The 26613-nt window shown below is 60.0% G+C and carries 22 protein-coding genes; 17 read left to right on the top strand and 5 right to left on the bottom strand.

The window, feature by feature from the left end; translation table 11 throughout:
* Position 1: 1 nt before the first annotated feature.
* The 14 genes from L0U82_RS30425 (at position 2) to L0U82_RS30360 (ending at position 16880) form a co-directional block, all read left to right on the top strand.
* Positions 2 to 1462: an ABC transporter substrate-binding protein gene (locus tag L0U82_RS30425; protein WP_233836871.1), complete on the top strand. Its 1461-nt coding sequence runs from the start codon at positions 2 to 4 to the stop codon at positions 1460 to 1462.
* A gap of 71 nt (positions 1463 to 1533) precedes the next feature.
* Positions 1534 to 2553, top strand: coding sequence for an ABC transporter permease (locus L0U82_RS30420; RefSeq protein ID WP_233836869.1), 1020 nt, complete (start codon positions 1534 to 1536; stop codon positions 2551 to 2553).
* A gap of 28 nt (positions 2554 to 2581) precedes the next feature.
* Positions 2582 to 3433: an ABC transporter permease gene (locus L0U82_RS30415; protein ID WP_233836867.1), complete on the top strand. Its 852-nt coding sequence runs from the start codon at positions 2582 to 2584 to the stop codon at positions 3431 to 3433.
* Positions 3421 to 5535, top strand: coding sequence for an ABC transporter ATP-binding protein (locus L0U82_RS30410; RefSeq protein WP_326489781.1), 2115 nt, complete (start codon positions 3421 to 3423; stop codon positions 5533 to 5535). The genes L0U82_RS30415 and L0U82_RS30410 overlap by 13 nt, the downstream gene beginning before the upstream one ends.
* Complete coding sequence (hydA, locus tag L0U82_RS30405) at positions 5532 to 6968, top strand: dihydropyrimidinase (RefSeq protein ID WP_233836865.1); 1437 nt, start codon at positions 5532 to 5534, stop codon at positions 6966 to 6968. Before L0U82_RS30410 ends, hydA begins: the two co-directional genes overlap by 4 nt.
* On the top strand, positions 6965 to 7726 hold the full coding sequence (locus L0U82_RS30400; protein WP_233836863.1) for an SDR family NAD(P)-dependent oxidoreductase: 762 nt from the start codon (positions 6965 to 6967) through the stop codon (positions 7724 to 7726). Before hydA ends, L0U82_RS30400 begins: the two co-directional genes overlap by 4 nt.
* 51 nt (positions 7727 to 7777) lie before the next feature.
* Positions 7778 to 8803: an NAD-dependent epimerase/dehydratase family protein gene (locus tag L0U82_RS30395; protein WP_233836862.1), complete on the top strand. Its 1026-nt coding sequence runs from the start codon at positions 7778 to 7780 to the stop codon at positions 8801 to 8803.
* Positions 8804 to 8820: 17 nt separating this feature from the next.
* Entirely contained in the window at positions 8821 to 9753 is a 933-nt protein-coding gene (locus L0U82_RS30390; protein WP_233836861.1) for a polysaccharide deacetylase family protein, read from the top strand.
* The gene (locus L0U82_RS30385) at positions 9671 to 11476 is read left to right on the top strand and encodes a thiamine pyrophosphate-requiring protein (RefSeq protein ID WP_267929724.1); all 1806 of its coding nucleotides are present in this window, start codon (positions 9671 to 9673) and stop codon (positions 11474 to 11476) included. Before L0U82_RS30390 ends, L0U82_RS30385 begins: the two co-directional genes overlap by 83 nt.
* Positions 11469 to 12806, top strand: a complete 1338-nt coding sequence (locus L0U82_RS30380) for a dihydroorotase (RefSeq protein ID WP_233836859.1) — start codon at positions 11469 to 11471, stop codon at positions 12804 to 12806. Before L0U82_RS30385 ends, L0U82_RS30380 begins: the two co-directional genes overlap by 8 nt.
* Positions 12793 to 13566, top strand: coding sequence for an SDR family NAD(P)-dependent oxidoreductase (locus tag L0U82_RS30375; protein WP_233836858.1), 774 nt, complete (start codon positions 12793 to 12795; stop codon positions 13564 to 13566). Before L0U82_RS30380 ends, L0U82_RS30375 begins: the two co-directional genes overlap by 14 nt.
* Before the next feature lie 29 nt (positions 13567 to 13595).
* Positions 13596 to 14567, top strand: a complete 972-nt coding sequence (locus L0U82_RS30370; protein ID WP_233836857.1) for a LysR family transcriptional regulator — start codon at positions 13596 to 13598, stop codon at positions 14565 to 14567.
* Positions 14568 to 14677: 110 nt separating this feature from the next.
* Positions 14678 to 15463, top strand: coding sequence for an SDR family oxidoreductase (locus L0U82_RS30365; RefSeq protein ID WP_233836856.1), 786 nt, complete (start codon positions 14678 to 14680; stop codon positions 15461 to 15463).
* Positions 15464 to 15716: 253 nt separating this feature from the next.
* Positions 15717 to 16880, top strand: coding sequence for a porin (locus tag L0U82_RS30360; RefSeq protein ID WP_233836854.1), 1164 nt, complete (start codon positions 15717 to 15719; stop codon positions 16878 to 16880).
* Between the two features lie 360 nt (positions 16881 to 17240).
* Here L0U82_RS30360 and L0U82_RS30355 read toward each other — a convergent pair whose 3' ends face one another.
* Genes L0U82_RS30355 through L0U82_RS30340 form a run of 4 tightly spaced genes read right to left on the bottom strand, consistent with a single transcriptional unit; the run spans position 17241 to position 21912 of the window.
* Complete coding sequence (locus tag L0U82_RS30355; RefSeq protein ID WP_233836852.1) at positions 17241 to 18620, bottom strand: nucleobase:cation symporter-2 family protein; 1380 nt, start codon at positions 18618 to 18620, stop codon at positions 17241 to 17243.
* Positions 18621 to 18675: 55 nt separating this feature from the next.
* The gene (locus L0U82_RS30350) at positions 18676 to 19311 is read right to left on the bottom strand and encodes a glutathione S-transferase family protein (RefSeq protein WP_233836851.1); all 636 of its coding nucleotides are present in this window, start codon (positions 19309 to 19311) and stop codon (positions 18676 to 18678) included.
* 13 nt (positions 19312 to 19324) lie between these two features.
* Entirely contained in the window at positions 19325 to 21040 is a 1716-nt protein-coding gene (locus L0U82_RS30345) for a Rieske 2Fe-2S domain-containing protein (RefSeq protein WP_233836850.1), read from the bottom strand.
* Positions 21037 to 21912 (bottom strand): aromatic ring-hydroxylating dioxygenase subunit alpha, encoded by an 876-nt coding sequence (locus tag L0U82_RS30340; protein ID WP_233836849.1) that lies wholly within the window; start codon positions 21910 to 21912, stop codon positions 21037 to 21039. The genes L0U82_RS30345 and L0U82_RS30340 overlap by 4 nt, the downstream gene beginning before the upstream one ends.
* A gap of 213 nt (positions 21913 to 22125) precedes the next feature.
* On the opposite strand from L0U82_RS30340, the gene L0U82_RS30335 reads away from it, so the two are divergent.
* Entirely contained in the window at positions 22126 to 23151 is a 1026-nt protein-coding gene (locus L0U82_RS30335) for a porin (RefSeq protein WP_233836848.1), read from the top strand.
* A 33-nt stretch (positions 23152 to 23184) separates the two neighbouring features.
* Here the strand turns inward: L0U82_RS30335 and L0U82_RS30330 are convergent, their stop codons facing one another.
* A complete protein-coding gene (locus tag L0U82_RS30330; protein ID WP_233836847.1) occupies positions 23185 to 23871 on the bottom strand; it encodes a GntR family transcriptional regulator in 687 nt (228 codons plus the stop codon).
* 258 nt (positions 23872 to 24129) lie between these two features.
* Here L0U82_RS30330 and L0U82_RS30325 point away from each other — a divergent pair, with 258 nt between their 5' ends.
* Together L0U82_RS30325 and L0U82_RS30320 are read left to right on the top strand one after the other, a co-directional pair.
* Positions 24130 to 24945: an ABC transporter ATP-binding protein gene (locus tag L0U82_RS30325; protein ID WP_233836846.1), complete on the top strand. Its 816-nt coding sequence runs from the start codon at positions 24130 to 24132 to the stop codon at positions 24943 to 24945.
* Positions 24946 to 25361: 416 nt separating this feature from the next.
* On the top strand, positions 25362 to 26516 hold the full coding sequence (locus L0U82_RS30320) for a porin (RefSeq protein ID WP_233836844.1): 1155 nt from the start codon (positions 25362 to 25364) through the stop codon (positions 26514 to 26516).
* The last annotated feature ends 97 nt before the right edge of the window (positions 26517 to 26613 follow it).

Below are 26613 nucleotides of genomic sequence, written 5' to 3'. Positions count from 1 at the left end.
CATGGAAATCAAGAGTCCGCACCAGGCCGATTTTGCCGAGAAGTCGAATGTGATTCGACAGGTTTGCGAGTTCCTGACATTTACCGGCAACGACAACGTCACGCGACCCTACCTGCTCGAGAAATGGGAAGCCAGCGACGACCTCAAGACGTGGACACTACATATCCGCAAGGGCGTGAAATGGCACAACGGTCGTTTGCTCAATGCGGACGATGTCGTGTGGAACCTCAAACGGGTCTGTGATCCGGCGGTCGGTTCGTCCCAGCTCGGATTGTTCACGGGCTACCTCGTTCAGGAATACGAGTCTGGCGAGAAAGACGCGAGCGGGAAGCCGAAAAAGGCGAGCCGCCTGTGGTCCGATCACGCGATCGAAAAGGTCGACGACCTGACCGTGCGGCTGAACTGCTTCGCTCCGCAGATCGCGGTCCCCGAACATCTGTTCCATTACGCGATGTTCATCACCGACCCCGCGGACAAGGGCATGTTCGGAGCAGGCTTCAATGGTACCGGGCCGTTCGAACTGACTTCGTACACCGTCGGAAAGGGCGCGATGTACAAGGCGCGCAAAGACTACTGGGGCACGGGCCCCTACCTCGATACATTCGAGTTTGTCGACCTTGGCGACAGCGCGGGCGCCGGCATCTCGGCGATGGCTTCGCATCAGGTCGACGGGTTGTCGGAAGCGGACGCGGTTCAGGTCAATGCGATGAAGCGCCTGCCTCACGTGCAGCCCTACAGTGTGCTGACCTCGCAGACCGGTGTGGCACGGATGCGGGTCGATCACAAGATTCTGGGCGACAAGCGTGTGCGCAAGGCGATGAAGCTTGCAATCGACCATCAGAAAGTCATCGCCACTTCTTTGCTAGGCGCTGGCACTTCGGCCGAGGATCATCACGTCGCCCCGGTGCATCCGGAATATTTCCCGTTGCCGAAGTACGGCCGGGATGTCGCGCAGGCGAAGAAGCTACTCGCCGAAGCGGGTTATCCGAATGGATTCGAGATCGACATGGTGACGCGTCCCGATCCTATCTGGGAACTCAATACCGTTCAGGCTCTCGCCGAACAGTTCAAGGACATCGGCGTGAAGGTCAATATCAAGCCGTTGCCGAGCGCGCAGTACTGGGAAGTCTGGACGAAGGTGCCGTTCAGCCTGACCGGCTGGGGACATCGTCCTCTCGGCGTGATGACGCTCTCGCTCGCCTATCGGTCTAACGCCGCATGGAACGAATCGGGTTATTCCAACCCTGAGTTCGATGCGCTGCTCGATCAGGCAGACGGCATCCTGGACCCGAAGAAGCGCAGCCTCGTGATGGAAAAAATCGAAAAGCTGATGCAGGAGGACGGTCCCATCGTACAGCCGTTCTGGCGTGCGTTTTCGACTGTCATGGACAAGAAGGTCAAGGGCTTTTCGGTTCATCCTTCGCAGTACATTTTCGCGAATCAGTACGCGGTGGGCGCCTGAGTTTGAAGGCCGCGCCGTCGAGGCGCGGCATATTGACGTCGCTGTAAGGTCTAACAGAGAGTCTTGTCCCGATGGCCTCATTTCTCGCCAAGCGCATCACGTTGATGATAGTCACGATGCTGTGCGCGTCTTTTGTCGTATTCGCGGTTTCGGAGTTCACCCCAGGAAGTGTCGCGCGCCGTACCCTCGGTCCCTATGCGACGCAGCAGCAGGTCGATTTGCTTTCGAAGCAGATGCATGCCGATGAGCCTCTTATGATCCGATACGGGCATTGGCTCGGTGTACTCGTGGGCGCCATGCCCGACCCTCTCGAAGATCCTGGTAACGGACTCGGTTTTAGCGATCCGCGGGGATCCCAGTACTTTGGAAATTTCGGCTTTTCGACCCTCTACAAGGTTCCGGTCAACGATGTGATGTGGAAGCGCCTCGGACACACAGCGGTGTTGGCCGGTATTGCGTTTGCTCTGATCGTGCCGCTCTCAATGCTGTTCGGCATCCTGTCAGGTCTTAAAGAAGGCGGGGCGCTCGATCGCATCCTCTCTGTTCTTTGCATCACCTTTACATCGGTTCCGGAGTTCGCCTCCGGCGTGTTTCTCGTCACGCTTTTCGTCATTCTTTGGCCGATATTGCCCGGTACGAGCCCACTCGATAACAGCGAAGGCGGCCATTGGTCGACTGCATCGCAACTGGTACTCCCGGTGGCGGTTCTCGTGCTTTACGACTTCGGCTATGTAGCGCGGATGATCCGCGTTTCAATGATCGGCGTTATGGAAAAGCCGTATATCCGCACGGCAATCCTCAAAGGGCTGAGTCCCCGGCAGGTCATTCTGGGGCATGCGCTGAGAAACGCAATGATTGCGCCATTCACTGTATTGCTTTTGCAAATCAACTTCCTGATTGGCGGCGTGGTAGTGACGGAAACGGTTTTTGCCTATCCGGGCTTCGGGCGGATGCTGCTCGAGTCAAGCATGTTCGGTGACATTGCCACGCTCGAAGCAGCCACCCTGGTCACCGTATTCGTCGCCGTTCTCACACAATTCCTCGGCGACCTTGGCTACATGCTGCTCAATCCACGCATTCGTGTGAGGTAATTCGATGTCTTCGATCGATCCCGGCCTCGTGCCGCTCGCGGCGCGTACTGCCCGCGCCCCAAGACGTGCATGGACACGCATTTTCAGCTCTCCTACCGCCGTAGTCGGGCTGTCGTTGATCGTTTTCTGGATCGTGGTGGCCGTGCTCGCACCGGTGTTGCCGCTGCCGTCGCCCACCGCTCAGGACGCCATGGCGATGGCGGACCCGACGCCGTCGGCAGCGCACTGGCTCGGCACGGACATTCTCGGCCGGGACATTCTTTCCCGCCTGATATTCGGCGCCCGGACGGTGCTGGTCGTGGCGCCGCTGTCCGTAGCCGTCGCGATGATTGCCGGCATCATACTCGGCATGCTCGCGGGCTATTTCGGTGGTTGGACCGAAGCGATCGTCGACCGCTTTTCGGACCTGGTACTCGCGTTTCCGGTGCTCATTCTGTATGTGATTCTGATCGCCAATGTCGGCGCGTCGGTAGTCAACATCGTCATTGCGACGACCATCGCGTCGGCGCCTGGCATTGGCCGCATCGTGCGAGGTCTGGTGCTCGATCTCAAGCAGCAGGAATACGTCGCGGCGGCGCGTCTTCGCGGGGAAAGTACTTTCTACATCATCGTCTGCGAGCTGCTGCCCAACTGTCGCGGGCCTTTGTTCGTCGACGCGTGTCTGCGCATCGGCTACACGATCATTACGATCGGCGTGCTCGGCTTCCTGGGGCTGGGTCTTCCGCCGCCGAACCCGGACTGGGGAGGCATGGTCCGGGAAACAACAACGGTAATCAACGTCTGGCCGCTGATGTCGATCGCACCGTCGATCGCGATCGTGAGCCTCGTGCTTGGATTCAATCTGTTGGCCGATGGAGTGCGGGAGGCATGGAAGCCATGAACGCAATCATTGATGCCGGCCTGCGCGAAAGTCGCAGTGTTCCGCCATCGGACAGCAAGGCTCTGCTGGAAATCCGTGACCTTCGCATTGAATATCGTGGGCGCTATGAATCGGTCGTGGCCGTGCCCAATGTGTCGCTGACCATCGCGCCGGGAGAAAGCTATGGCCTGGTCGGTGAATCAGGCTGCGGAAAAACCACCACCGCCATGGCGATCATGGGTTATCTGGGCGGTACCGGGCGTGTGACGGGCGGTAGCATCCGCTTCGAGGGTGAAGAAATTGTCGGCGCCAGTGCGGAGAAGTTGCGGACAATTCGCGGCCGTCGCGTGGCGATGGTGTATCAGGAGCCGATGAGCGCGCTGAATCCGGTCAAGACCATCGGTGCGCAGCTCGCGGAGGTGCCGATGCGCCATCTGGGCTCGTCGCGAGCCGAAGCGCGGGACATGTGCGCGAGCATGCTCGAAAACGTCCGGCTGCCCGACCCGTTGGCGATGCTCAAGCGTTTTCCGCATCAGCTATCGGGTGGTCAGCAGCAACGGATTGTCATCGCGATGGCATTGCTTGCCCGGCCCGCATTGCTGTTGCTCGACGAGCCGACAACCGGTCTCGACGTCACCGTCGAGGCCGCGATTCTCGACCTGATTGCGGATCTTCGCAAACAGTACGGTACGAGTCTTCTCTACATCTCGCACAATCTCGGCCTCATCGCGAGTGCGTGCGACCGGGTTGGCATCATGTACTCCGGCGAGATGATCGAGGAAGCGGACACGCAGACGCTGTTCCGGCAGCCTCGTCATCCGTACTCCCAGGGCCTTCTCGGTTGCATCCCGGGGATTGGCAGTGCCAAGGGCGCACGCGCGCTGTCACCGATCCCCGGCCATCTGCCGTCGCCGGCGGAGCGTCCGCAAGGTTGCTGGTTCGGTCCGCGCTGCGCCCATTTCAGGAAGGAGACATGCGGCGCCGCGCCGATCGCGCTTGCTCCCGCAATGGACGACGAACATCTGGTTCGATGCATCCGCTGGCAAGACTTCACGCGCGACAGCGTCGCTCTGAACGGCGAAGTTGCGGGTATGACCGGATACGAATCCGCATTGTCGGTGAGCAACGTATCCAAACAGTACCTGCTCAATGGCGGACGTCGGACCGTGCAGGCGAATGAAGGCGTGTCCTTCGACGTAGGCAAGGGCGAGATCATGGGGCTGGTCGGCGAATCCGGTTGCGGCAAGTCGAGTCTTGCACGCATGCTGGTCGGCCTCGAGGGCGCGACGTCGGGTTCCATCCAGTATGCAGGTGTCGAGCTGGCGCAGGTACCCGCGAAAAAGCGCGCTCGCGACATGCTGAAGTCGATTCAGATGGTGTTCCAGAATCCTGACAGCACGTTGAACCCGTCGCATTCCGTGGCTACGCCGATTCGTCGCGCGCTACGCAAGTTCGGCGGCTACAAGGACAAGGCTGCAATCGAGCAGCGCCTGCAGGAGTTGTTGCAACTCGTGCGGCTACCGGCTGAACTGGCTCAACGCCGTCCGTCGCAACTATCCGGCGGACAGAAGCAGCGTATTGCCATCGCCCGCGCTTTTGCAACCAATCCATCCCTGATCGTAGCGGACGAGCCGGTTTCGGCACTGGATGTTTCGGTGCAGGCCGCTGTGATCACGCTACTGCTGGCAATCCAGAAAGAGCAACAGAACACGCTACTTTTCATCAGTCACGATCTTGCGCTGGTGCGCCATATCGCGGATCGCATCGTGGTGATGTACTTGGGACGGGTGATGGAAAAGGGGCTGGCCGAAGAAATCTTCGCCCCTCCGTATCACCCGTACACGGAAGCGCTGCTATCGGCCGTCCATAGTCCGGACGCGTCGGTCAAACAGCAGGAGCGAATCCGCTTGACCGGCGAAACACCGAGCCCGATCAACGTGCCAGCGGGCTGTCGTTTTGCCTCGCGTTGCCATCGCAAGATCGGCGAGATTTGCGACACCGTGGCGCCACCGGTACGGCAGGCGTCCGCGACGCATGAAATCGCCTGCCATATCAGTCTTGAGGAACTGCGTACGATGCGCCCCGTTTTCCAGCAAAGCACTTCGGGAGGAAACCTCGCATGAGCGCTGGCAATCTTCCCTTCGATCTTGTGATTCGCGGCGGCACGGTAGTGCTGCCTGAAGGGCCGTCCAGAGTCGATATCGGTGTGCGCGACGGGCGGATCGCCGCGCTTGCCGCGGATCTGCCCGCGGGGCGCGAAGAGTTTTCCGCCGAGGGACGTATCGTGTTGCCTGGCGGAGTCGACGCCCATTGTCATATGGACCAGCAGCCCTGGGAGGGCAAGTCCACCGCTGACGATTTTCAGAGCGGCACGCTTTCCGCGCTGTGCGGAGGAACGACGACGATTATTCCGTTCGCCGTGCAGATGCGGGGGCAATCACTTTCCGAAGTGGTGGCGGACTACCATCAACGCGCGCGCCCGAAAGCGCACATCGACTACACGTTTCACCTCATCGTCGGCGACCCGACCCAGCATCTTCTCGAGGAAGAACTGCCGCGGCTGATTGCCGAAGGCTGCACGTCGGTGAAGATGTATCTGACTTACGAAGGGTTGAAGCTCGACGACTACGAAGTGCTCGAAGTGCTGAACGTCGCGCGGCACGAGGGCGCCATGGTCATGGTGCATGCGGAGAACGACGCATGCATCCGTTGGCTGACCGACCATTTCCTGAAGGCGCGTAAAACGCAGCTGCGTTATCACGTGATGTCGCACCCGGCCATTGGCGACCGTGAAGCGACTTTCCGCGCGATCAGTCTGGCCGAAGTCATCGAGACACCGATCCTTATCTGCCACGTTTCCGCGGCGAGTGCCGCGGAAGAAATCCGGCGCGCGAAGGCTCGCGGCTTGCCGGTTTATGCGGAGACTTGCCCGCAATACCTGTTTCTTGCCGCGGAGGACATCGATACGCCGGATCTGTCCGGCGCGATGTGCGTATGTACGCCGCCACCGAGGCCGCGCGAGAATCAGGCAGAGATCTGGCGTGGCCTGCTGGACGGTACGCTCGAAGTGTTCTCGTCCGACCACTCGCCGTGGCACTACAGGGACAAGATCGCGGGCGGACCGGATACGCCTTATACGCGCATCCCCAACGGCGTGCCGGGCATCGAGACACGGCTGCCGTTGCTGTTTTCCGCGGGCGTGAATGGAGGACGCATGTCGCTGAAGCAATTTGCGGAAGTGACGGCGACCACGCCGGCTCGGTTGTATGGGCTCTTTCCTCAAAAGGGCGTTATCGCGGTCGGTTCGGACGCCGACTTTGCGATCTGGGATGCCGAGCGCGAAGTAACGATCAGGAACAGCATGTTGCATCACGCTACCGATCACACGCCTTACGAAAACATGGTGGTGCGCGGTTGGCCCGTGACCACGATTTCTCGCGGCGAGATCGTCTGGCATGAGGGCAACGTGACTTCAAAGCCGGGACGCGGCCGCTTCATTGCCGCGGAGCGCCCGTTCCCGCGACAGTCCACCTTGCCATCGGTGCTTGAGTCATGACAGCCCCTGGCAATCGACTTGAAGGCAAGGTTGTACTGATCAGCGGAGCCGCGAGCGACATCGGTGTGGCGATTGCTAACCGATGTATCGCCGAGGGTGCATTCGTGGTGTGCGCGGATCTCGATCCGGCCGCGGCGGCACGTACCGCGCGGCAACTGGGTCCCGCTGCGTTTGACGCGCGTTGCGACGTGACCGACCTCGAATCCGCGCGCGCCGTGGTCGAGCTGACGCGTTCGAAGTTCGGACGGCTCGACGGCTATGTTCACAACGCGGCCGCGCCATGGCACGACGGATCGGTCGAGGATCTCGAGCCCGAGTACTGGCATCAGGAAATCGATGTTTCGCTCACCGGTGCATTTCTGATGAGCCGATTCGTCGTGCCCATGATGCGCGAGAGCGGGGGAGGCTCCATCGTGCTGGTGGCTTCACAACTGGGCCATGTCGCGGCTACCCGTTCGGTTGCCTATTGCGCGGCCAAGGCAGGGCTGATCCATCTCGCCCGCCTGATGGCCGTCGATCATGCGGCGGACGGCATTCGCGTCAACAGTCTTTCTCCGGGCGCCGTGCGCACGGGCCGGCTATTGCGCTCGTGGTCTTCGCTCGACGAGGCGGATGCGAAACTCGGCCCGGCGCATGTGCTGGGGCGCATTGGCCGCCCCGACGAGATCGGCGCGAGCACGGCGTTTCTGCTAAGCGACGACGCGTCCTTCGTGACCGCTACGGACCTGCTTGTAGACGGCGGCTACACCGCGCGTTGATTCGCCGATATCGCATTTCCGGGAAGTAACTCTTCTTTGTCAGGAACATAGATGAACCTGTTGATTACCGGGGGCACGGGCTTCGTAATGAGCGTCGTTGCCCGCCAGTGGCTTGAGCGACATGCTGACCGGCGAGCCGTTATTCTCGACCGGGCCGGACTGGACCAAACCGCGCAAGCCTGGTTCGCTCCCGTGCGGGATCGGCTCATCGTTGTAGAAGGTGATGTGCGCGATCCGTCAGGCTGGGCCGCCGAACTCGATCGCCACGAAATCTCGGCGGTCGTGCATGGCGCCACGGTGACACCGATCTCGCGTGGCAGCGCGGAAGAGGCGGCGCGTGTGCCGCCCGAGGCGGTGACCCCGGCCAGGATCGTGGACGTCAATCTGATGGGTACCGTGCAACTGCTCGAATGGGCACGGCAAAACCCGGCCATCACGCGCTTCATCTATATCAGTTCGGGATCTGTCTACCGGCATCAGGGACCTGACTGGTCACCCGAGCCGTTGCCGGAAGACGGCTATGTCGCGCCTCTCACGCTGTACGGCATCTCGAAGTTCGCCTCGGAGATGATCGTCAATCGCTACGCCGATCTGTTTGGTCTTTCGGCCGCGTCGGTGCGGTTGTCATCGATTTACGGCCCGATGGATCGCGCCACTGAAAGCCGGAATTTCCGCCATGTGCCCAACCGGGTGGCGCAAATGGCGCTGGATGGCGAAGTCATTCGGCCCAATAGTTTGAAGCCGATCGGCGACTACCTGCATTCCGTTGACGCAGCCGAGGCGATTCTTGCGCTGACCGAAGCGGCCAGATTGCGTTATCGGCACTACAACGTGGCGAGCGGCGTGACCACGAGCATCGGCGACATCATCAATTGGGCGAGGCAGCGGATCCCCGATCTCCGCTTTGAAGTGACCGGCGAAGCTGGCGCAAATATCATCCAGGACCCCGCGATGGCTACCGGGATGTGGGGAGCCTATGACATTTCCCGTCTCGAACGCGATACAGGCTGGCGGCCACGAGAGGGGCGCGAAGCTTTTCACGACTATATGGATTGGCTCGTCGCCAGTCGTTCCTGAACCAGAGACATGTACTCATGACCGATATTCAGACGCAGGGCCCAGCACGGGATTTTGTTGGCTATGGCCGTACGCCGCCGTTCGTTACGTGGCCGGGCGGTGCGAAGGTTGCGATCAATCTCGTACTGATCTACGAGGAGGGCTCGGAATATTCATGGCTCGAGGATGGCCGCAACGATAACTGGGGCGAATATAACCTCAGCACGAGTCCGAACCTGAGAGATCTCGGCACCGAAACTCATTTCGAGTACGGTAGCCGCGCGGGTGTCTGGAGACTGGCCAGACTGTTCGACCGATACAGGATTCCAGTCACGGTCTCAGCGTGTGCTGTCGCGCTACAGCGTAATCCCGATGTCGCCGCGTGGATGAAGGATCGAGGCCACGACCTGCTCGGTCACGGGTTGCGGTGGACAGACTATCCTGGCATGAGCCGCGACGAGGAGCGCAGGCAATTGCGGGAGGCGATCACCCTATATCGTGAAGTACTCGGCGTACATCCAGCCGGCTGGAATTGCCGTTCGTTTCCCAGCGTGAATACTCGCGAGCTGATCATCGAATCGGGTGGCTTTCTTTACTACTCCGATCCCTGCAATGATGACATTCCGTATTTCGTCAAACATGACGATGGCGAATTGCTGGTCGTCCCGTATTCGAAGACGCTGAACGACAGTCGGTACCTTATTGCGCCGGGCTATAGCAACCCGAGAGATTTCGCGGAAGACTGCCGCTCGGCGATCGACTACCTGATCGACGAAGCGGACGACGCGGGCGGCAAGATGCTGACCATCGCGGCGCATGCCCGCTGGAGTGGCCAGCCGAATCGGGCCTCGGGTCTGCGGGAAGTCATCGAACACGTCGGCCGATCGAATGGCAACGCTGCTTTCATGCGGCGTGAGGACATTGCGCGCTATTGGCTTGCCAATCACGAACTGTTTCGGAAAGGAGCATGAACGTGATCGTGTCAGTCATGTGGTCGACGCGGCGGAGTGCGCAATGACGGGAGCGCAAATCGTAGCGGCAATCCTCAAGCAGCAAGGCATGAAACACATCATCGGCTTTCCGAGCAGTGGCCTGTTCGATGCGGCGGCAGAACTGGACATCCCGCCGGTGATTGCCCGTACGCCGCGCGTAGCGGTCAATATCGCGGAAGGACATGCTCGCACGACGCTGAGCGACGACCTGTCGGTCGTGACCGTTCAGTACGGTCCCGGCGCGGAGAGTGCATTTGCTGGTGTTGCTCAGGCATGGAATGACCGTGCGCCAGTTCTCTTTCTGCCGACGGGTTATCCGCGTGGATCGGAAGCAGTGGCTCCGAATTTCGAGGCCTGTCGAAATTTCAGGCACATCACCAAGTGGTGCGAATCGGTAACACGTATCGAGGATCTGCCGCAATTGCTCTACAGCGCCATTTCGCGCGTACGAAATGGTCCGCCCGCGCCGGTGTTGCTGGAGTTGCCGGTGGACTTGCTCGAGCAGCAATTCGAGCTGGATCTGCCGAGCTATCAGCGGGTGCGCCGTGCACGTCCGCAGGCTGACGCAGCCGAAATCGACGAGATCGTGGAAGCGCTACTGCGGGCCCGGCACCCGGTGATTCTCGCCGGCCAGGGGGTTCTCAATGCGCATGCCTCTAAGGAACTGGCTGAATTCGCGGAACTCGTCAATATCCCCGTCATGACTACGCCGAATGCCAAGAGCGCGATGTCAGAGAGGCATCCGCTTGCGCTCGGTACGGCAGGGCGGGCGCGTCCGGCGACTGTGGACAGATTCATCGAGCGGGCGGACGTCATTCTGGCGTTGGGCAGCAGTCTTACCCGCTCGTATTACATCCGGCCTGTGCCTCCGGGCAAACAGGTCCTGCAGGTCAGCATCGACCCGAATGACCTCGGCAAGGATTATCCGGTCGCGCTAGGTGTGGTCGGCGACTGCCGGTCCGTGCTGCGTCAGATGCTGGCTCGCGTCCAGGCGGATCCAAAAGCATTGGCGCAACGCGCTGGACGCGGCGACGAACTCGCGCAGGAAATCGCAGCTTGTCGCCGAGATTTCCTGGCCCGGTGGATGCCGTTCATGAATGCCGGCGGCAGTCCGATTTCTCCTTATCGCGTAGTGCGGGAAATCATGGAGGTCCTCGATAGGGAAAAAGCCATCGTTACCCACGATGCCGGTAATCCGCGCGATCAATTCATTCCGTTTTACGACGTGACTGAGTCCCGGGGATACCTCGGCTGGGGCAAAACCACTCAGCTCGGCAGCAGCCTCGGTTTCGCCATGGGAGCGAAACTCGCGCGGCCCGACGCAATAGTCGCTGCCGTGATGGGCGAATCGGCGTTCGGCATGGTCGGTATCGACTTCGAGACAGCCATTCGTTGTCAATTGCCGGTTCTGGCCATCGTGCTGCGCAACCATGTGCTCGGTGGCTACGCGGCGAGCATGCCGGTGGCAACGGAAAAGTACGAGGCGAACCGTGTATCGGGCGAGTACGCGCCGATTGCCCAGGCTCTCGGCGGACATGGTGAATGCGTCGTCGATCCGGAACAGTTGCGCGAAGCGTTGCAGCGTTGCGTCGCGACGGTGCGCAACGGTCGCGCGGCCTTGCTCGAAGTCGTGACGCATGAAGAAGGGCGTCTCGCGGGGCTCGGGATGATGAGTCACCTGACGGAAAATCAAGATGTTTGATCTGGTGTTGCGTGGTGCAACGATAGTAGAGGCAGGCGGGACTTTGCGCGCGGACCTGTGCGTAAGCGACGGCCGCGTGGCTGCTTTGCTCGATCCGGAGACACCGGCCAGCGCGAAGATCGAACGCAGAGTCGATGGGTGCTATCTGTTGCCGGGGCTGGTCGATGCGCATGTCCATCTTCGCGAACCGGGCTTGACTCACAAGGAAGACTTTGAGTCCGGCACGCGCGCGGCTGCAGCGGGTGGTGTAACGACGCTGCTCGACATGCCCACCGATGACCCCTGGACTGATAGCGTCGAATCGTATATCGACAAACAGCGAATGGCCGCTGGGCGATTGCATGTCGATGTCGGGCTTCAGATTGCATTACGTCGTGACGCCGATGAATTGCAGACACTCCGGTCGCTCAGGCCGGTGTCCGTCGAAGTATTCACGGCCGATGTGCCGGAAGCCTATTTGCATGACACTCAGTTCTCTCTGGTGCATGCATTGAAGACGGGGAGATCGCTGGACATTCTCGCTTGTGTTTCTCCCGGCGATCAGTCTCTGCTGGAGTCGGTCGAAAAGGGCGGCGTGGATGCGTTTCTCGCGAGCCGGCCGCCTCTCGCCGAAGCGAGCGGTATTGCGAGAGCGATCCTTGCGGCAGCCGAAGCAAGGACTCGCGTTCACATACGGCAGACGAATTCGCGGCTCGGCATCGATATCTTCCGCCGCATGCGAAGCCTCGCGGATGTCAGCATCGAAACCACTCCACAGTGTCTGCTATTCACCGCGGACGACTATGCGGAACTCGGCGCCGATATCAAGGCATCGCCGCCCATGCGATCGGCGGAGGATCGCGACGCGTTGCTGGCTGCCTTGCGTGAGGGGCTCATTGATATTGTGGCGACTGACCACGCGCCACACGCTCGTATCGAGAAGAAAGCGCACTACGACGCGTTCGCGGACATACCCGGCGGGATGCCCGGCGTGCAGACCTTGCTGGCAACGATGTTGCACTTTGTAGAGACGGGCGACATCGACCTGCCCGCGCTGGTTCGCATGTGTTCGGCGAATCCCGCGCAGCGATTCGGAATTGGCGATCGCAAGGGCACGCTGTCCCGAGGACGGGACGCCGACATTCTTGTACTGGACCCGCGACTCCCTACACGTATCAGTCATGCCGAGCAATTTTCGCGCGCAGGCTATACGCCGTTTGACGGGATGCAGGTATCGGGAAGGCTCACCGCCGTGTTTCTGCGAGGCCAACTTATTTACCAGGACGGACAGCTGGTCGCGCCTGCGCCGGCGGGGAAGATCATAGGAGCTGCGAATCATGGGATTGCTTGAGGGCAAGGTTGCTGTCGTCACTGGTGCGAGTTCCGGACTGGGCCGGGCGATAGCTATCCGGTATGCGAATGAAGGCGCGCGTGTCGTGCTCGCGGATTTATGCGAGGCACCGATCGAAGGGGGCGAGACGACGCAGGTCGTGATCGAATCCGCCGGTGGGACGGCGATCAGTATTCCCACTGACGTATCGGGCTGGGAGCAGGTCGATCGGCTCGTCGCCATGACCGTGGAGCGCTTTGGGCGTCTCGATGTGATGGTCAATAACGCCGCGACCTATACCAGTACCAATCTCGTCGAAACGAGCGAAGCACAGTGGGAACAGGTACTACGGGTGAATCTCACCGGCATGTTCCATGGCTGCAAGCGGGCCGTTCAACAGATGCTCATGCAGGCGCCCATTGACGAAGTGCGCGGGCGTATTGTCAATGTGTCGTCGCAGCACGGTATGGTCGCCTCACCAGGCGATTTTCCGTACGGCGTGACCAAAGGCGGCACGGTGCAGCTCACCCGGCAGGTGGCCGTCGATCACGCACGTGACCTGATTGTCTGCAACGCGGTCGCACCCGGAAAAATAATAACGGGCAAGCCTGGTGCCGCCAATGATCCTCGCGCTCTCGAGTATTCCCGTCAGCGTACACCGTGGCCTCGGCTTGGACGACCGGAAGACGTCGCGGGTGCCGCGCTCTTTCTCGCCAGTCCTCTCGCGAGTTTCGTGACCGGCATAAATCTGATGGTCGATGGTGGCTGGATGGCCGGCTAGATCGATGCTCTATTGGGGGTCGCAGGAACATGAACCAACTCTCCGCCATGCGCATGTTCGCCAAGGTCGCCGAGTCGCTGAGCTTCACCGTCGCCGCCAAGGAATTGCGAGTTTCAACCGCAATGGTGACTCGCGGCGTCGCGACTTTGGAGACGCATCTCAACCTGCGATTGCTCAACCGCACTACCCGTAATGTGTCGCTCACCAAAGCGGGACACGAGTACTGGCACGGCTGCCGGGAACTGCTACGGCATCTGGATGCGCTGGAGGCCAACGTATGCTCGTCCGCGCACGAAGCCGGCGGGTCTCTGAAGGTGGCCGCGCACGAGTCCTTCGCGGCAGCCGACCTGAGCGGCCTGATCGCCGGATTTCGTGAGATCGAACCTCGTGTCGATTTTGAGCTCACCGTTTTTGCGTCGACGCAGGATCTTGCCGTCGGCACGTACGACGTGTGCTTCGTCGCCGAGCGGCGACTCCGAGACTCTTCGCTGGTGTGTCGTCCACTTACTCCGGTGCAGGATGTCATCGTGGCGTCCCCTGCTTATCTGATGCGAAGAGGAGCGCCCGAGCAACCATCGGATTTGACGACCCACGACGTATTGGTCACTTCCGATCCGTGCGTGCGCTCCTGGGAGTTCGGCGATGCCTATGGCACTCAGCGCGTACTACTACGGCCGGTTCTCAGTTCGTCGAATCTGCTGACTCTGATTCGTGCTGCCAAAGCCGGCCTTGGCATCGCGCGCCTACCCGCGTCACTGATCTCGGCCGAGATTCAGGGTGGGGCACTCGTACCGCTTCTCGAAGGCTTCGAGCTGGAAAACAGTGTACGTACGCTCTGGATGCTGTACTCCGGTCATCGCTATATGACTCCGCGAGTGCGTCGCTTCATCGATTTTTCGGTGACTCACTACAGACGTGATGTTCCGCATCTGGAGAACCTGTCGCTGAACTCTGCGATGCATTCTTCCCATGCCGGTTCGATGACTGTCGACGCTTCCTGAAGAGCGGGTGGTTCGTTGGCGGGAAACGGCTACTTCACGTTAACACGGCCGGCCGTAAGGCCGCATTTTCAACCCGGCTCGGCAGCAATGCTGGGCAGAATGGATACAACATGGATCTAGGAATTAAAAACAAGGTCGCGCTCGTTACTGGAGCGGGTGGTGGACTCGGCGGCGCGATCGCGCTGGCTCTTGCCCGCGAAGGGGCCAAGGTCGTGCTGGCGGACATTAACCTTGCCGCGCTTGCGAGCGTCGCCGAAAACGTCCGAAAGGAAGGCGGCGAAGAAATGTCCGTCGAATGGGATCTTGGCGACCTGTCTGTTATCGATACTCGAATCAGTGCGATCGAGGCTCGATTCGGCAGTGTCGACATCCTTGTGAACAACACAGGTGGGCCGCCCCCCACGCCGGCCTCCGGCCAGCCCGCGGATCTGTGGGAAAAGCATTTCCGCTCCATGGTCCTTTCGGTCATCGGAATTACGGATCGTGTACTGCCGGGTATGAAAGAAAAAAAGTGGGGGCGCGTAGTAACAAGCGCATCCTCCGGCGTAGTCGCACCAATTCCGGGGCTTGCCATTTCGAACGCGCTGCGCATGTCTCTGGTCGGCTGGTCTAAAACGCTCGCGAGGGAGGTCGGTCGTGACGGCATTACGGCCAACCTGATCATACCGGGCCGTATCGGGACCGATCGTATCCGCTTCCTCGATGAAGCCAAGGCCACGCGGGAAGGCCGCACCGTTGAGGAAGTATCGGCGGAAAGTACCGGCTCGATTCCTCTTGGGCGTTACGGGAGACCGGAAGAATACGCGCATGCCGCAGCTTTCCTCGCGAGTGAAGCGGCATCTTACGTGACTGGATCGGTGGTGCGGGTGGACGGCGGACTGATCGCAAGCGTGTAATCCATGAACCGTAGGGCGACCTGCGGTTCGTGGCATCCAGTTGGTCTGAAAATAGAAAAGTAAAAAAAGCCAACAGCGATGTGGATTGATTTGGCCAGTTTTGATGTGGGGCGTCAGCAACGCATTTGTATCAAAACTGTTTTTCATTGGGGCGTTATTTCGTCCAACTTAGTCTCTCGTTGTCGCCGGGATCATGCGATCAACCGGGGCAGGTACGAAGCCAAATCAATCCTTTAGCAGGGGAATCAGGAAGATGAAACAGAAGACAAGGAAGGTGCTATTTGCGTTGGCGGCCACCGGTGTTGTCGCTACGCCGATGCAGGCGTTTGCGCAGAGCACCGTGACACTCTACGGTGCGATAGATGAAGGCCTGCAGTACACGAGTAACGTCAAAGGCAAGAGCAATATTCAAACGACGTCGGGCCAGGATTCCGGAGACCGGTGGGGCCTGAAAGGCGTGGAAGATCTCGGCGGAGGTCTGAAGGCGCTGTTCCAGATTGAGAACGGCTTCAACCTCAATACCGGCAATCTCAACAATGGCGGCCGGATCTTCGGACGTCAGGCGTATGTCGGAGTTCAGTCTGCCAATTTAGGAACCTTGACCATGGGGCGCCAGTACGATCCTCTGGTTGACATGCTGGGTCCTCTGACCGCCAACGGAAACTGGGCAGGCAGTCTGCTCTCGCACGTGTATGACAATGACAATACCGACAACTCGATCCGCGTGAGCAACTCGGTGAAGTTCGTCAGCAACAAATATGCAGGCTTCACGTTTGAAGGCATGTACGCGTTCAGTAACGCGGCTGGTGAATTTGCCAACAATCGTCTGTATGGACTTGCCGGGCAGTACGCTAACGGAGCCGTCACAGTCGTCGGCGCGTATCTGCAGGTCAATGGAAATGCCACGACGAATGCGGGCGGAGCGGTCTCTTCCGCCGACACCAATTTCAGCGCCGAGCGCAACCAGATCTTCGGTGGCGGTATCAACTATGCGCTGACGTCCGCGGCCACGGTAGGCTTTATCTACACGCACACGAACCTGACGAACGTCACTGGAAGCGAATACTTTGGCAATCTTGCCAATCCGGCCGATTCACTCCGGTTCAACAACTTCGAGATCAACGCCAAATATCAGTTCACGCCGACGTTCTTTGGCGGTCTGATGTACACGTACACGATGGCCAGCTATGACAGCGCTGCCGGTCAGGCTCACCCGCATTGGGGCAATTTCGGCGCGATGATCGACTACAACCTGACCAAGCGCACCGACGTCTATATGCAGGTCGCCTATCAGCGTGCCTCGCATACCCCTGACTTTGCCGCTCCGCTCGGGCAGGCGGTGCTGGTTGGTACCGATGCACCGTCGTCGAGTCTGAATCAGACCGCTGTTCTCGTATCTTTCAGGCACCTGTTCTAAGCGATATCGTCGCGCGAATGCAGACTCTGACGGCCTGGTCGCGGAGATACGCCGTCGGAGTTTGGACATCTCGCTTCAGCTGACGCGAGACACACGCGATATTTTCGCTAAGGGCGGTAGTAGCAATCCTGGACCATGCTCCTCGTCGCGCACAAGAGTGAGGATCGCCGCAATGCTCTCGATATCCAATGCGACCCGTGACTTGAGCGCTGCCTGCACCATGCTTGCTTCGAGAAGCACGCCAATTGAGTGTGGCCACCTCGGCATGACCAGATCGCGCTTGGCAACTGTACTTGCTGACGAGCGAAAACGCGGCGGCATGCCCAGGTTGTCGTGACTCGTCGCACATAGTGACGTGCATCACTTGTTCACGAGCGCTGTCTCCGAAGTCGAAGCATTGTCTGCCACCGTTTCGCGGCTACTGCCGAAGCCATTGAACAGCACGTTCAACCCCACGGCGCAGATCGCCGCCAACACAATGCCGCTTTGCAGCAGCGGTGCGAGTTCGGCGGGGAAGCGGTCGAAGAAATGTTGCGCGAATGCCGGAGTCAGACCAACGCCAATGCTGATCGCAACGGTAAAGCCGTTCAAAGGCTGTTTGACGAAATCCACCCTGCTCAGCATCTTGATGCCCGTCACGCTGATCATCCCGAACATGATCATGCCGACGCCACCCAGAACGAACACGGGCACCGAAGCGACCACCGCCGACAGCTTCGGCACGAGTGCAAGCAGTACGAGGATCGCGCCGCCCGTCGCGCATACCCAGCGGCTACGCACGCCAGTCACTTCGAGCAATCCGACATTCTCCGAGTATGACGAATACGGGAAAATATTGAACACCGCTCCGAGCACCGAGCCGAGTCCATCGGCACGAAAACCGCGTACGAGGTCGTCCTGGCTCACCGGCTTGTCCGCCATCCGGCTTACCGCAACGAATACACCCGCGGTTTCGATCACATTGACCATCATCACGACTGTCATGCTGACGATGGACCACAGATCGAAGCGGAACGCGCCGAAATGAAAGGGCAGAACAAGGCCGAGCCACGGCGCTTCGCCGACACCACTGAAGTCCACTTTCCCGAGCAGCATGCTCGCCGCGATGCCAAAGCCGATACCGAACAGTACGGAAACGTTATTGATGAACCCGCGCGAATACTTGGCCATCAGTACGATGAATAGCATCACCGCGAAAGCGACGGCAATATAGACCGGATTGCCGAAATCTTTCACGCCGAATCCCCCGGCCGCCCATATCACGCTGACCTGCATCAACGACACGCCTATTGCGAGCAGAATCGTGCCGACCACCACGGCCGGGAAGAAACGCAGGATCCTTGCAATCAGCGGCGCAAGCAGGATGACGATTGCGCCCGCGGCCAGCATCGAGCCAAACACTCCGGGCAAGCCGAGCTGCGCATTGCTTGCGATTGCAATCATCGTGCCGATACCGGTAAACGATACGCCCATCATGATCGGCAAACGCACACCGAAGAGTGGAATACCCATCGTCTGCACCATCGTCACCAGACCGGATACGAAAAGATCGGCACTGATGAGGTGAGCGGTCTGATCCTTCGGCAGGTTCAACGCGCCGCCGATGATCAGCGGCACGGCGATGGCCGCGGCGTACATCACGAGCACGTGTTGGAACCCGAGCAGGGCGAGGCGGCCAAACGGCAGTAGCTGGTCAGCAGGACTGCGTGACGCCGCGGGAAGATAACGATAAGAGGGCATGCTTTGTCTCCGTGGCGGCTCCTTGAGAGAGCCTTTATAAATCGGTCAAATATCTTCAGCAAGTCGAAGTGTCGAAAATGCCGGACATCACGATGAATCCGGGGATTTGCTTCACGCGGTCGGTCCAGCGCCTGATTGCCGGATAGTCGATCAGCGAGATACCTCCCTCGTCGGAGAGCATCACGTACGGAAAGCACGCAATGTCGGCAACCGTTGGGTGATCTGGCGTGCACAACCAGCCGGCGTATTCCCGTTCGGAGAACCACAGATGTTCGTCGAGCACGCGAAACAGCGCATGCGCACCGGCCCGAGCGCGCTCAACATCGAGTTCGTATCGCAACAGGTCGTGCAGGCGCGCTGCCGACGCCGTGGACGTGATTGCGTCTGCAAAGGCCAACCATTGATTGATTTCGCCGAGCACGCGAGGATTAAGGACCGGATACCACGAGCCGGTCGGATCGTATCGGGCTGCCAGATAGGTCAGAATTGCTTGTGCGTCGCGGATCACGAATCCGTCGTCGTCGAGTACCGGCAGCTGACCGAGGGGGTTGATCGCCAGAAATGCCTCTTCCTTGTGTTCACGGCGCGGATAGAACTCGACGCCGCGGCGCTCGTACTTCACGTTCAAAATGTTCAGAAGAAGACGAAGCTTGTAGCAATTGCCCGACAGCTCGTAGTCGTAGAGAATCATCGTCAGGGTTCCTTTACAGGTCGAGCACCAGCAGCGCCGACTGGCTACGCGACACGCACGCCATCATGCAGCGTCCGCTGGCCTTTTCCGCATCCGTGAGATAAACGTCGCGATGCTCGGGCTCGCCGTCGAGCACGCCAATCTTGCAGGTGCCGCACACACCTTGTTCACACGACGTGTCGATCGGTGTGCCATGCGTGCGCAGCATTGTCGCGACACTCACGCCTGCCGGTACGCTCAGTTCCGTGCCGCTCTTCGCAAGACGGACGCGAAAAGGCCGGTCGTTCGACGTTTCGACATCGTTCGCGAAGCGCTCGACGTGCACGCGCGACGCTGCAATCTCCGCGTTGCGCGCGAGTTCGATCGCGCAGTCGATCAACGGCTTAGGGCCGCATACGTACACATCGTGATTGGCCGGTAGCGCAACGAATAATTGGGCTAACGCGAGCCGCGTCTGTGCCGGATCGAATCCGCAATGGTGTTCGACTGCGTTGAGCTTGTCGAGGCGGTCGCTAAATGCGACGTGTGCGGTGCTCCGAGCGAAATAGTGCAGCCGATAAGGACGTTTCTGTGCCTGCAACGACTGCGCCATGGCGAGGATTGGAGTAATTCCGATCCCTCCCGCGATCAGGCAAGCGCCCTTCGCGGGCGACAAGCCGAAGTGGTTTTTTGGCGCCGATACGGTCAAGGTATCGCCGTGCTTCACCTGATCATGGATCGACGCGGATCCACCGCGCGATTGCGGTTCGCGCTTCACGCCGAGCACGAATTCACGGCGCTCGTGGGGCGCGTTGAGCAGCGAATACTGACGGACGAATCCCGCGGGCGTATGCACGTCGATGTGTGCTCCGGGCTCGAACGGCAGTTCGACGCCGGCCGGAAGCGCAAGCCGCAGTTCGACGATGTCTTCGCTGGTATGGCGCCGCGCGGAAACGGTCGCGGTATACAGCGCGGTGGTGTGCCGCTGCGTGCCGTTGTGTACCTGCGCGATCGGGATGTAGCGCGGCTCGTCCTTGAAGACGTGGCATGTTTCTTCCACTTGCCGGCGCAATATCATCAGATTCCGGTTGTGCCAGCGAGTGGCCAACTCGCTGCCGACCACCGACCGCTCGGTCGACGCATGAATGACAGTTTTGCCACGGGCGGCCGGCTGCAATGCGAACCGCACGCGCTGTGCTCCGTTATCGCGGGACTGCCAGGCCGCTTCCACCATCCCCCCGTTATTGACGATGCTCGCAGTGCCGCGCACAAAGCCGGCGTCGAGTTGGGCATAGCGTTTGAGCGCGGCACGCACCGATTCCTCGTCTGCGTGCACGACGACACTGCGCAGCACCACTGCCAAAGGCACGAATGGCAGCGTCGGAGGCCGCGCATCGGGTGCCGCGTCGATACTGGCCCACACGTAGCCGCTCGCCTCCGTGATCGCGAATGGACGTGCGCATGCATTCGGCGGCGCGACGCCGTTCGTCGCTGCCGGCATGTAGATGCATTGACCGTCGCCGTGGCGGTAGCGCCAACCGTGGTACTGACACTGCAGCGCCGTGCCGGTATTCACGCCCAGCGTGAAGCGCACGCTACGATGCGGACAGCGGTTCTCCCACGCGTTGACGATGCCGGCGTCGGTGCGCCACAGTGCGAGTTCGACTCCCTGCAATTCGCCATGAAATATGTGCCGCGGAGCGAGATCGCCCGAACGCGCGACCGGATACCAGTTCTGCCTGTTCGTCATGCGCTCACCTCGCTCGCTTGCGATACAGGGCGATAGGTTCCGTAGACGACGCCCTTGTCGGCGAGCCATCGGCGGTACGCACTGGACATCGCGTCCGCGCGCCCGGGCACCTCGAACCTTGGATCGAGCGGCAGCATGCGCGGCCAGTGGTTATTTAGAATCGTGACGTCCTGACCGACGATGGTTTGCTGAAACAGCCGCAATTCGCTGTCGGAGTGTTCTGCGTCGATGCACGCGAGGACGAGATGAGCGATGCACCATTCGTCGTCGAGCGGTTGCGTGAACAGGCAGATGATGTCGCGCCGCTGCGGATCGGCTGCACAGGTCTTGTAAAGCATCGCTGACAGTGGTCGCATAACTCTGTACACATACTGTGCGTCAATGCCGCCACTCGCGGATGCGGCTGCCATCGGTTGGTAAAAAGCGCAGTCGAGCGCGTACAGGTCGCCGCTTTGCGAATCGTGCGTGACCTTGTATGGACGCACCTGTGTGTGCGGAACCTCGCCCAGCAATCCGCCATGTACGAACGGGAAGTGCGCCATGTCGAGGAAGTTTTCGACTGCACGCAGTCCCGCCACATGGATGCGCATGGACCCTAGCGAGATCATCCGGCGGTCGGGCTCGGCGAATTCGGGAATATCGAAGAATGCATTGCCGGGTTGCCCCAACGATGTCCAGTAGGCCTGGTAACGACGTTCGACAGGACATGGGCGCCCGTCGCCAGCCACGCGTACCGTGGGATTTCCCTGCTGATCCAGGCGGTAAATAATCTCCGTCCCCAGCAACTGCGTTCTATAGTCCCGCCCCGGCACCGGATCGTCTTCCAGCGCGACCGGATACCACTCGTCAAGCGTGATCGCTTCTATGTGCATTGTTGTCTCCTTCGTGGGCGGGCCTTGCGCCGGCCCAGCATTGCATCGATTGGATTCCGACATCGACGAAAGCAGTCTACCTCCGTTTGGTATGCAAAGTGTCGTATATCGTGTATACCGATATTGTATTCATTCGGAATTTTGACCGGTTAGATTCGACGCACCGGTTGGCAGATCGCATGCCCCGGCATCATCCTTACTGAGGAGACGGGAATGAGCAGAAGAATGAGCGTCGTAGCCGCGACCATTACGTTGGCAGTCGGCGGAATGGCCTCTGCCGCAAGGGCGCAGTCGAGCGTTTCGCTGTACGGGCTGGTCGATGCGTTTGCCGGGGCTGTACACCCTAGCGGTGCACCGGGAACGGCCTGGACAGTTTCGGGCGGCGGGATGAGCACTTCGTACTGGGGGTTGAAGGGCAGCGAGGACCTGGGTGGAAACCTGAAGGCTGTTTTCGCGCTCGAGGACTTTTTTCGAATCAACAATGGCCGTTATGGATCGTTCGATGGCCAATCGCTTTTCGCGCGCAATGCCTATGTCGGCCTGCAATCGACGCTAGGCACGCTGACGCTCGGCCGCAACACCGTGCCGTTATTCGTATCGACGATACTGTTCAACCCCTTCGTCGATTCATTTAACTTCTCGCCGATGGTGTTGCACACCTATATCGACTCGGGCATCGGCCCTGCCTCGGTGCAAGGAGATACGGGCTGGGACAACTCCGTCCTCTATTCGACGCCGAACTTTGGTGGCCTGAGCGGCAGCCTGATCTATGGAACGGCGGGCATCGCCGGGCACCCGGGCGAAGCGAATTTCGGCGGCAACCTGTTGTATTTCGGTGGCCGGTTAGCGGCGACCGCGGCATTCCAGTCGGTGAAGGAGACCGCGCTGCTGTTCAACGGCGCGTCGCGGCAGGACGCCTATCAGGCGGGCGTGTCGTACGACTTCACCTACGCAAAGGCTTACGCGCAATACCAGCACGTCGACAACAACGACGACGTGCACGACGACACGGGCCAGCTTGGCATTAGCGCCCCGATCGGCAGCGGCAGCGCGCTGGTTTCATGGTCGTATACCCGAAGGCGCGCTGCGGTCGGCAGCAAGATCTGGAATACCGGCGCTTTGGGGTATGTACAGCCACTTTCGAAGCGCACTTCGGTATATGCGACATACCTTTACGACAAGGTATCGGCTGCCGGTTCAGGAAGCGGCTTTGGCGTCGGAATTCGCCAGCAATTTTGAGCCTGGTATTGCACCGAGCGCGGCACGTCGATGTCAGCGCTCGCGAATCAGCGCATGCTTGAGCGCGTCGAACTCGGCCGGTGTGTCGTCACTCATCAAACTGCCTTGCACGATTTTCAGGTGTGGTTCGACGAGTTCGATGGCTTTGCCGAGTTGACGTTTTTCGATGTGCTTGACCATCGTTTCATGCTCGTCGATCAGACACGCGGTGTGTTCCGCGTAGGTGTGACGGTAAAGCATGAAAATCAGTGCGACGCGATTCAACACTTCTTCGAGCCATTCGGCGAGAAGACTGTTTCCGCACTCCTTCGCCATCAGCAGGTGGAAACCCGAGCCCAATCGAACGATATCTTCCTGTATCCCCGATTTGAGCGCCGATCGTTCTTTCGCGACATGGGCGCGTAGCGTTGTAATGGTTTGCGGCGTAGCGTGCGTACACAACCGGGCGAGGACCTGCTTCTCGAGCATCAGTCTCGCCTCGAAGATATCGTTTGCTTCACGCGGCGTGATTTCAGATACCGACGCCACCTTGCCCGGCTCGAGCGTGACCAGCCCATCCTGGGACAACTTGAGCAACGCCGGCCGCACCAAGGTGCGGCTGACACCAAAAATCTGGGACAGGTGTTCTTCTCGCAGCTTCGTACCGGGCTGGAGTTGATGGCCAATGATGGCCTGCTTGATGCTGTCGACGATAGCTTCGCTCTTGGTCATCCTCTTCATCGGGTCTCGTTGTCTGCATCGTTGAATACCTGGCGACAAGCGTACCACGCGTGCTATGTGCATTGCCGGATAACCATCATGTCTGAACACGCAGCCAGTCGTGTACTTAAACTGTATACCAAAGCAGATCAATCGATCCTGAAGGACAAACGATAAAGACCAAAGCATCTATCGCGTGGATCGTCCCTTGACAGCACGAAGCGTCAAACAATACAACCGCCCCCCTCACTTCCAGGCTATACGGGCAGCCCGTGGTACGTGAACCTGTCGGGCGCTGTTGTCCAGCAGCACTACGACGAGACCCGCCAGGTGAGCAGCGTGCCAGGCGCCGAGGGGGCAGCGTCGGGTCAGTTCAACGGCCAGCAGTACGTGGCGCGCGTGGAAGCGGGCTTCGACTTGCATGTCGGCGAGATCGTTGCGCTGGTGGGCGAGAGCGGCTCGGGCAAATCGACATTGGGCCGCATCGCGCTCGGTCTGTTGCAACCGGATGCGGGCCGCGTGATGTTCGATGGGAAGGACCTGAACGCGTTGACCCCCGACGCGTTCCGCCGGCTGCGCACCGACATGCAGCCGATCTTTCAGGATTCGACAGCGTCGCTGAATCCGCGCAAGACCGTGCGTGCGTTGCTGACGCAAGCGTTGTGGAAGCAGCCCGGCAACGAGCACGCGCGTTGCACCGCGCTGCTGGAAGACGTCGGTTTGCTGCCGGCGGCCAGGTTTCTCGACCGCTTTCCACACGAGTTGAGCGGCGGCCAGCGTCAGCGCGTATCGATCGCACGGTCGCTCGCGATGGAGCCGCGCCTGATCATCGCCGACGAGCCGCTGTCGGGCGCCGATGTATCGATTCGCGGCCAGGTGCTGAATCTGCTGCTTGAGATCCAGCGTCGCCGCGACGTCGCGTATCTGATGACGACGCATGACATCTCGATCGCGCGTGCATTTGCGGATCGCGTCGCGGTAATGATGAAAGGCGAGCTCGTGGAAATCGGTCCGGCTCAGGACGTACTGACGACGCCGCAGCATCCGTATACGCAGAGGCTAGTGGCGGCTGTGCCGCGGATTGAGCTTGATTAGCGAAATGCCCTCTTTGCTGACTACTCATTGCCAAAAGCGGAAGGTATTCAGTTAACTTTCCGAAAGACAATCGAGTTCTTCTACCCGCTAGGGATTTGCCCGATAGGACATTTTCCCCGTCATTTGTTCCATTGACGCTACAAATTGAGCCTCATAGAGTCGCATCTAGCCGACTCCCATGGTGCCGCTCATGACTATTCCCGTATCGATCGAATGACGTGCATTAAGCACGGTTGATTTCATTTGACGCGGTGCGTTCTCGCATTTCACCGCGTGATTTTCCATCTATTTCCGACGCCTGCCATTGGTGCGCGATTTCGCGCACCAGGGTGGAGCACGCTCGTGCGCGGCGAAAGCGCAGCTCGTTACCAATGGCCTTCTTCTCCAACCACAAGTAAAAGAACATGAACACGTTATTGAACAGAATACCCGTGCTGGCCTGCACCGCCACGCTTCTCGCTACCGCGGCGGTACCTGCGCATGCCCAGTCGAGCGTCACGCTTTATGGCGTGATCGAAAGCGCCGTTGTATTCCAGAATCATGCGGATCCGAATGGTGGCCACGTCGTGTCGATGAACCAGGCCGGCGAGGGCTTTCTTTCCGCCAGCCGCTTCGGGCTGCAGGGTTTCGAAGATCTCGGTAGCGGCATGAAGGCGCATTTCGTGCTCGAAAACGGCTTCAATTCGGACAAGGGCACCTTCGATCAGCAAGGCCAGCTATTCGGCCGCCAGGCGTTCGTCGGGCTTCAGGGGATATGGGGCGAAGTCGATCTGGGCCGCCAGTACACCGGCGCGGTGGTCGCGATTTCATCGGTCGATCCGATCTTTATCGGCGCGCCGCCGACCAATTCGTGGCTCGTTTTCCTCACCGGCCAGCGTTACGACAATGCCATTACGTGGACCAGAAAGTTCGGCGAATTCGGCGTGAACCTGCAGTACGCGTTCGGCGGCATCGCTGGTCATAACTCGGCGCGCTCATCGGCGTCGGGTGGTCTGTCGTATACGCACGGCAAGAGCGTGGCCACCGCGCAAGTGCAGCAGACGCGAGATTCGCAGAGCCGCTCGGCGAAAACCTGGTCGCTGGGTGCGAAAGTTGGACTGGGTGCGGTGACGCTGCATGCGGACTATCTGCAAAGCCAGCGCGACGCCGGCTTCGACGCCACCAATGGCGGCGTGGATTCCGCCTCGATCACCAACATGAGCACGCCAGCCACGCCGACCACGGTCGCCGCGATCGGCTCGGTGTTCTCGGCCGCGCGGCGCGACCAGTTCTTCACGCTCGCCGCGAGCTACTTGCCCGCGCCGGCCTGGCAACTGATCGGCGCGTACATGTACAACAACACCACCGCGAGCAACTTCGGCGGCAAGCGGCAAACGCTATATGGCGTGGTGGACTATTTCCTGTCCAAACGCACCGACCTCTATTTCGCTGCTGCTTATGAGCGCGTCGACGGTGACTGGTCCGGACTCTTCGGCACCACGACCACCAACTGGACCGGCGGCTCAGGCGTGAAGCTCAATGGCGCGGACAATCAGATGAGCTATTACGTCGGTCTGCGGCATCGTTTCTGAGCACGCAGGACGGTTCTCGCGGTACGCGGATACCACGCTTGCGTGTGCACCGATTCAAGGCACGAGCGCGGTGCGCGATCCCTGTTTGCAAGCCTGA

The sequence above is a fragment of the Paraburkholderia sp. ZP32-5 genome, assembly GCF_021390495.1.
Lineage (GTDB): Bacteria > Pseudomonadota > Gammaproteobacteria > Burkholderiales > Burkholderiaceae > Paraburkholderia.
The sequence above is the reverse complement of the archived record's forward strand: the minus strand, read 5'-3'. Positions and strand labels throughout refer to the sequence as shown.

Excerpts from the sequence above, each read along its gene's own strand:
- L0U82_RS30425 (WP_233836871.1), top strand. The coding sequence starts at position 2 with ATGGAAATCAAGAGTCCGCACCAGGCCGATTTTGCCGAGAAGTCGAAT.
- L0U82_RS30420 (WP_233836869.1), top strand. The coding sequence starts at position 1,534 with ATGGCCTCATTTCTCGCCAAGCGCATCACGTTGATGATAGTCACGATG.
- L0U82_RS30410 (WP_326489781.1), top strand. The coding sequence starts at position 3,421 with ATGGAAGCCATGAACGCAATCATTGATGCCGGCCTGCGCGAAAGTCGC.
- hydA (WP_233836865.1), top strand. The coding sequence starts at position 5,532 with ATGAGCGCTGGCAATCTTCCCTTCGATCTTGTGATTCGCGGCGGCACG.
- L0U82_RS30400 (WP_233836863.1), top strand. The coding sequence starts at position 6,965 with ATGACAGCCCCTGGCAATCGACTTGAAGGCAAGGTTGTACTGATCAGC.
- L0U82_RS30395 (WP_233836862.1), top strand. The coding sequence starts at position 7,778 with ATGAACCTGTTGATTACCGGGGGCACGGGCTTCGTAATGAGCGTCGTT.
- L0U82_RS30390 (WP_233836861.1), top strand. The coding sequence starts at position 8,821 with ATGACCGATATTCAGACGCAGGGCCCAGCACGGGATTTTGTTGGCTAT.
- L0U82_RS30385 (WP_267929724.1), top strand. The coding sequence starts at position 9,671 with ATGGCAACGCTGCTTTCATGCGGCGTGAGGACATTGCGCGCTATTGGC.
- L0U82_RS30380 (WP_233836859.1), top strand. The coding sequence starts at position 11,469 with ATGTTTGATCTGGTGTTGCGTGGTGCAACGATAGTAGAGGCAGGCGGG.
- L0U82_RS30375 (WP_233836858.1), top strand. The coding sequence starts at position 12,793 with ATGGGATTGCTTGAGGGCAAGGTTGCTGTCGTCACTGGTGCGAGTTCC.
- L0U82_RS30370 (WP_233836857.1), top strand. The coding sequence starts at position 13,596 with ATGAACCAACTCTCCGCCATGCGCATGTTCGCCAAGGTCGCCGAGTCG.
- L0U82_RS30365 (WP_233836856.1), top strand. The coding sequence starts at position 14,678 with ATGGATCTAGGAATTAAAAACAAGGTCGCGCTCGTTACTGGAGCGGGT.
- L0U82_RS30360 (WP_233836854.1), top strand. The coding sequence starts at position 15,717 with ATGAAACAGAAGACAAGGAAGGTGCTATTTGCGTTGGCGGCCACCGGT.
- L0U82_RS30355 (WP_233836852.1), bottom strand. The coding sequence starts at position 18,620 with ATGCCCTCTTATCGTTATCTTCCCGCGGCGTCACGCAGTCCTGCTGAC.
- L0U82_RS30350 (WP_233836851.1), bottom strand. The coding sequence starts at position 19,311 with ATGATTCTCTACGACTACGAGCTGTCGGGCAATTGCTACAAGCTTCGT.
- L0U82_RS30345 (WP_233836850.1), bottom strand. The coding sequence starts at position 21,040 with ATGACGAACAGGCAGAACTGGTATCCGGTCGCGCGTTCGGGCGATCTC.
- L0U82_RS30340 (WP_233836849.1), bottom strand. The coding sequence starts at position 21,912 with ATGCACATAGAAGCGATCACGCTTGACGAGTGGTATCCGGTCGCGCTG.
- L0U82_RS30335 (WP_233836848.1), top strand. The coding sequence starts at position 22,126 with ATGAGCAGAAGAATGAGCGTCGTAGCCGCGACCATTACGTTGGCAGTC.
- L0U82_RS30330 (WP_233836847.1), bottom strand. The coding sequence starts at position 23,871 with ATGAAGAGGATGACCAAGAGCGAAGCTATCGTCGACAGCATCAAGCAG.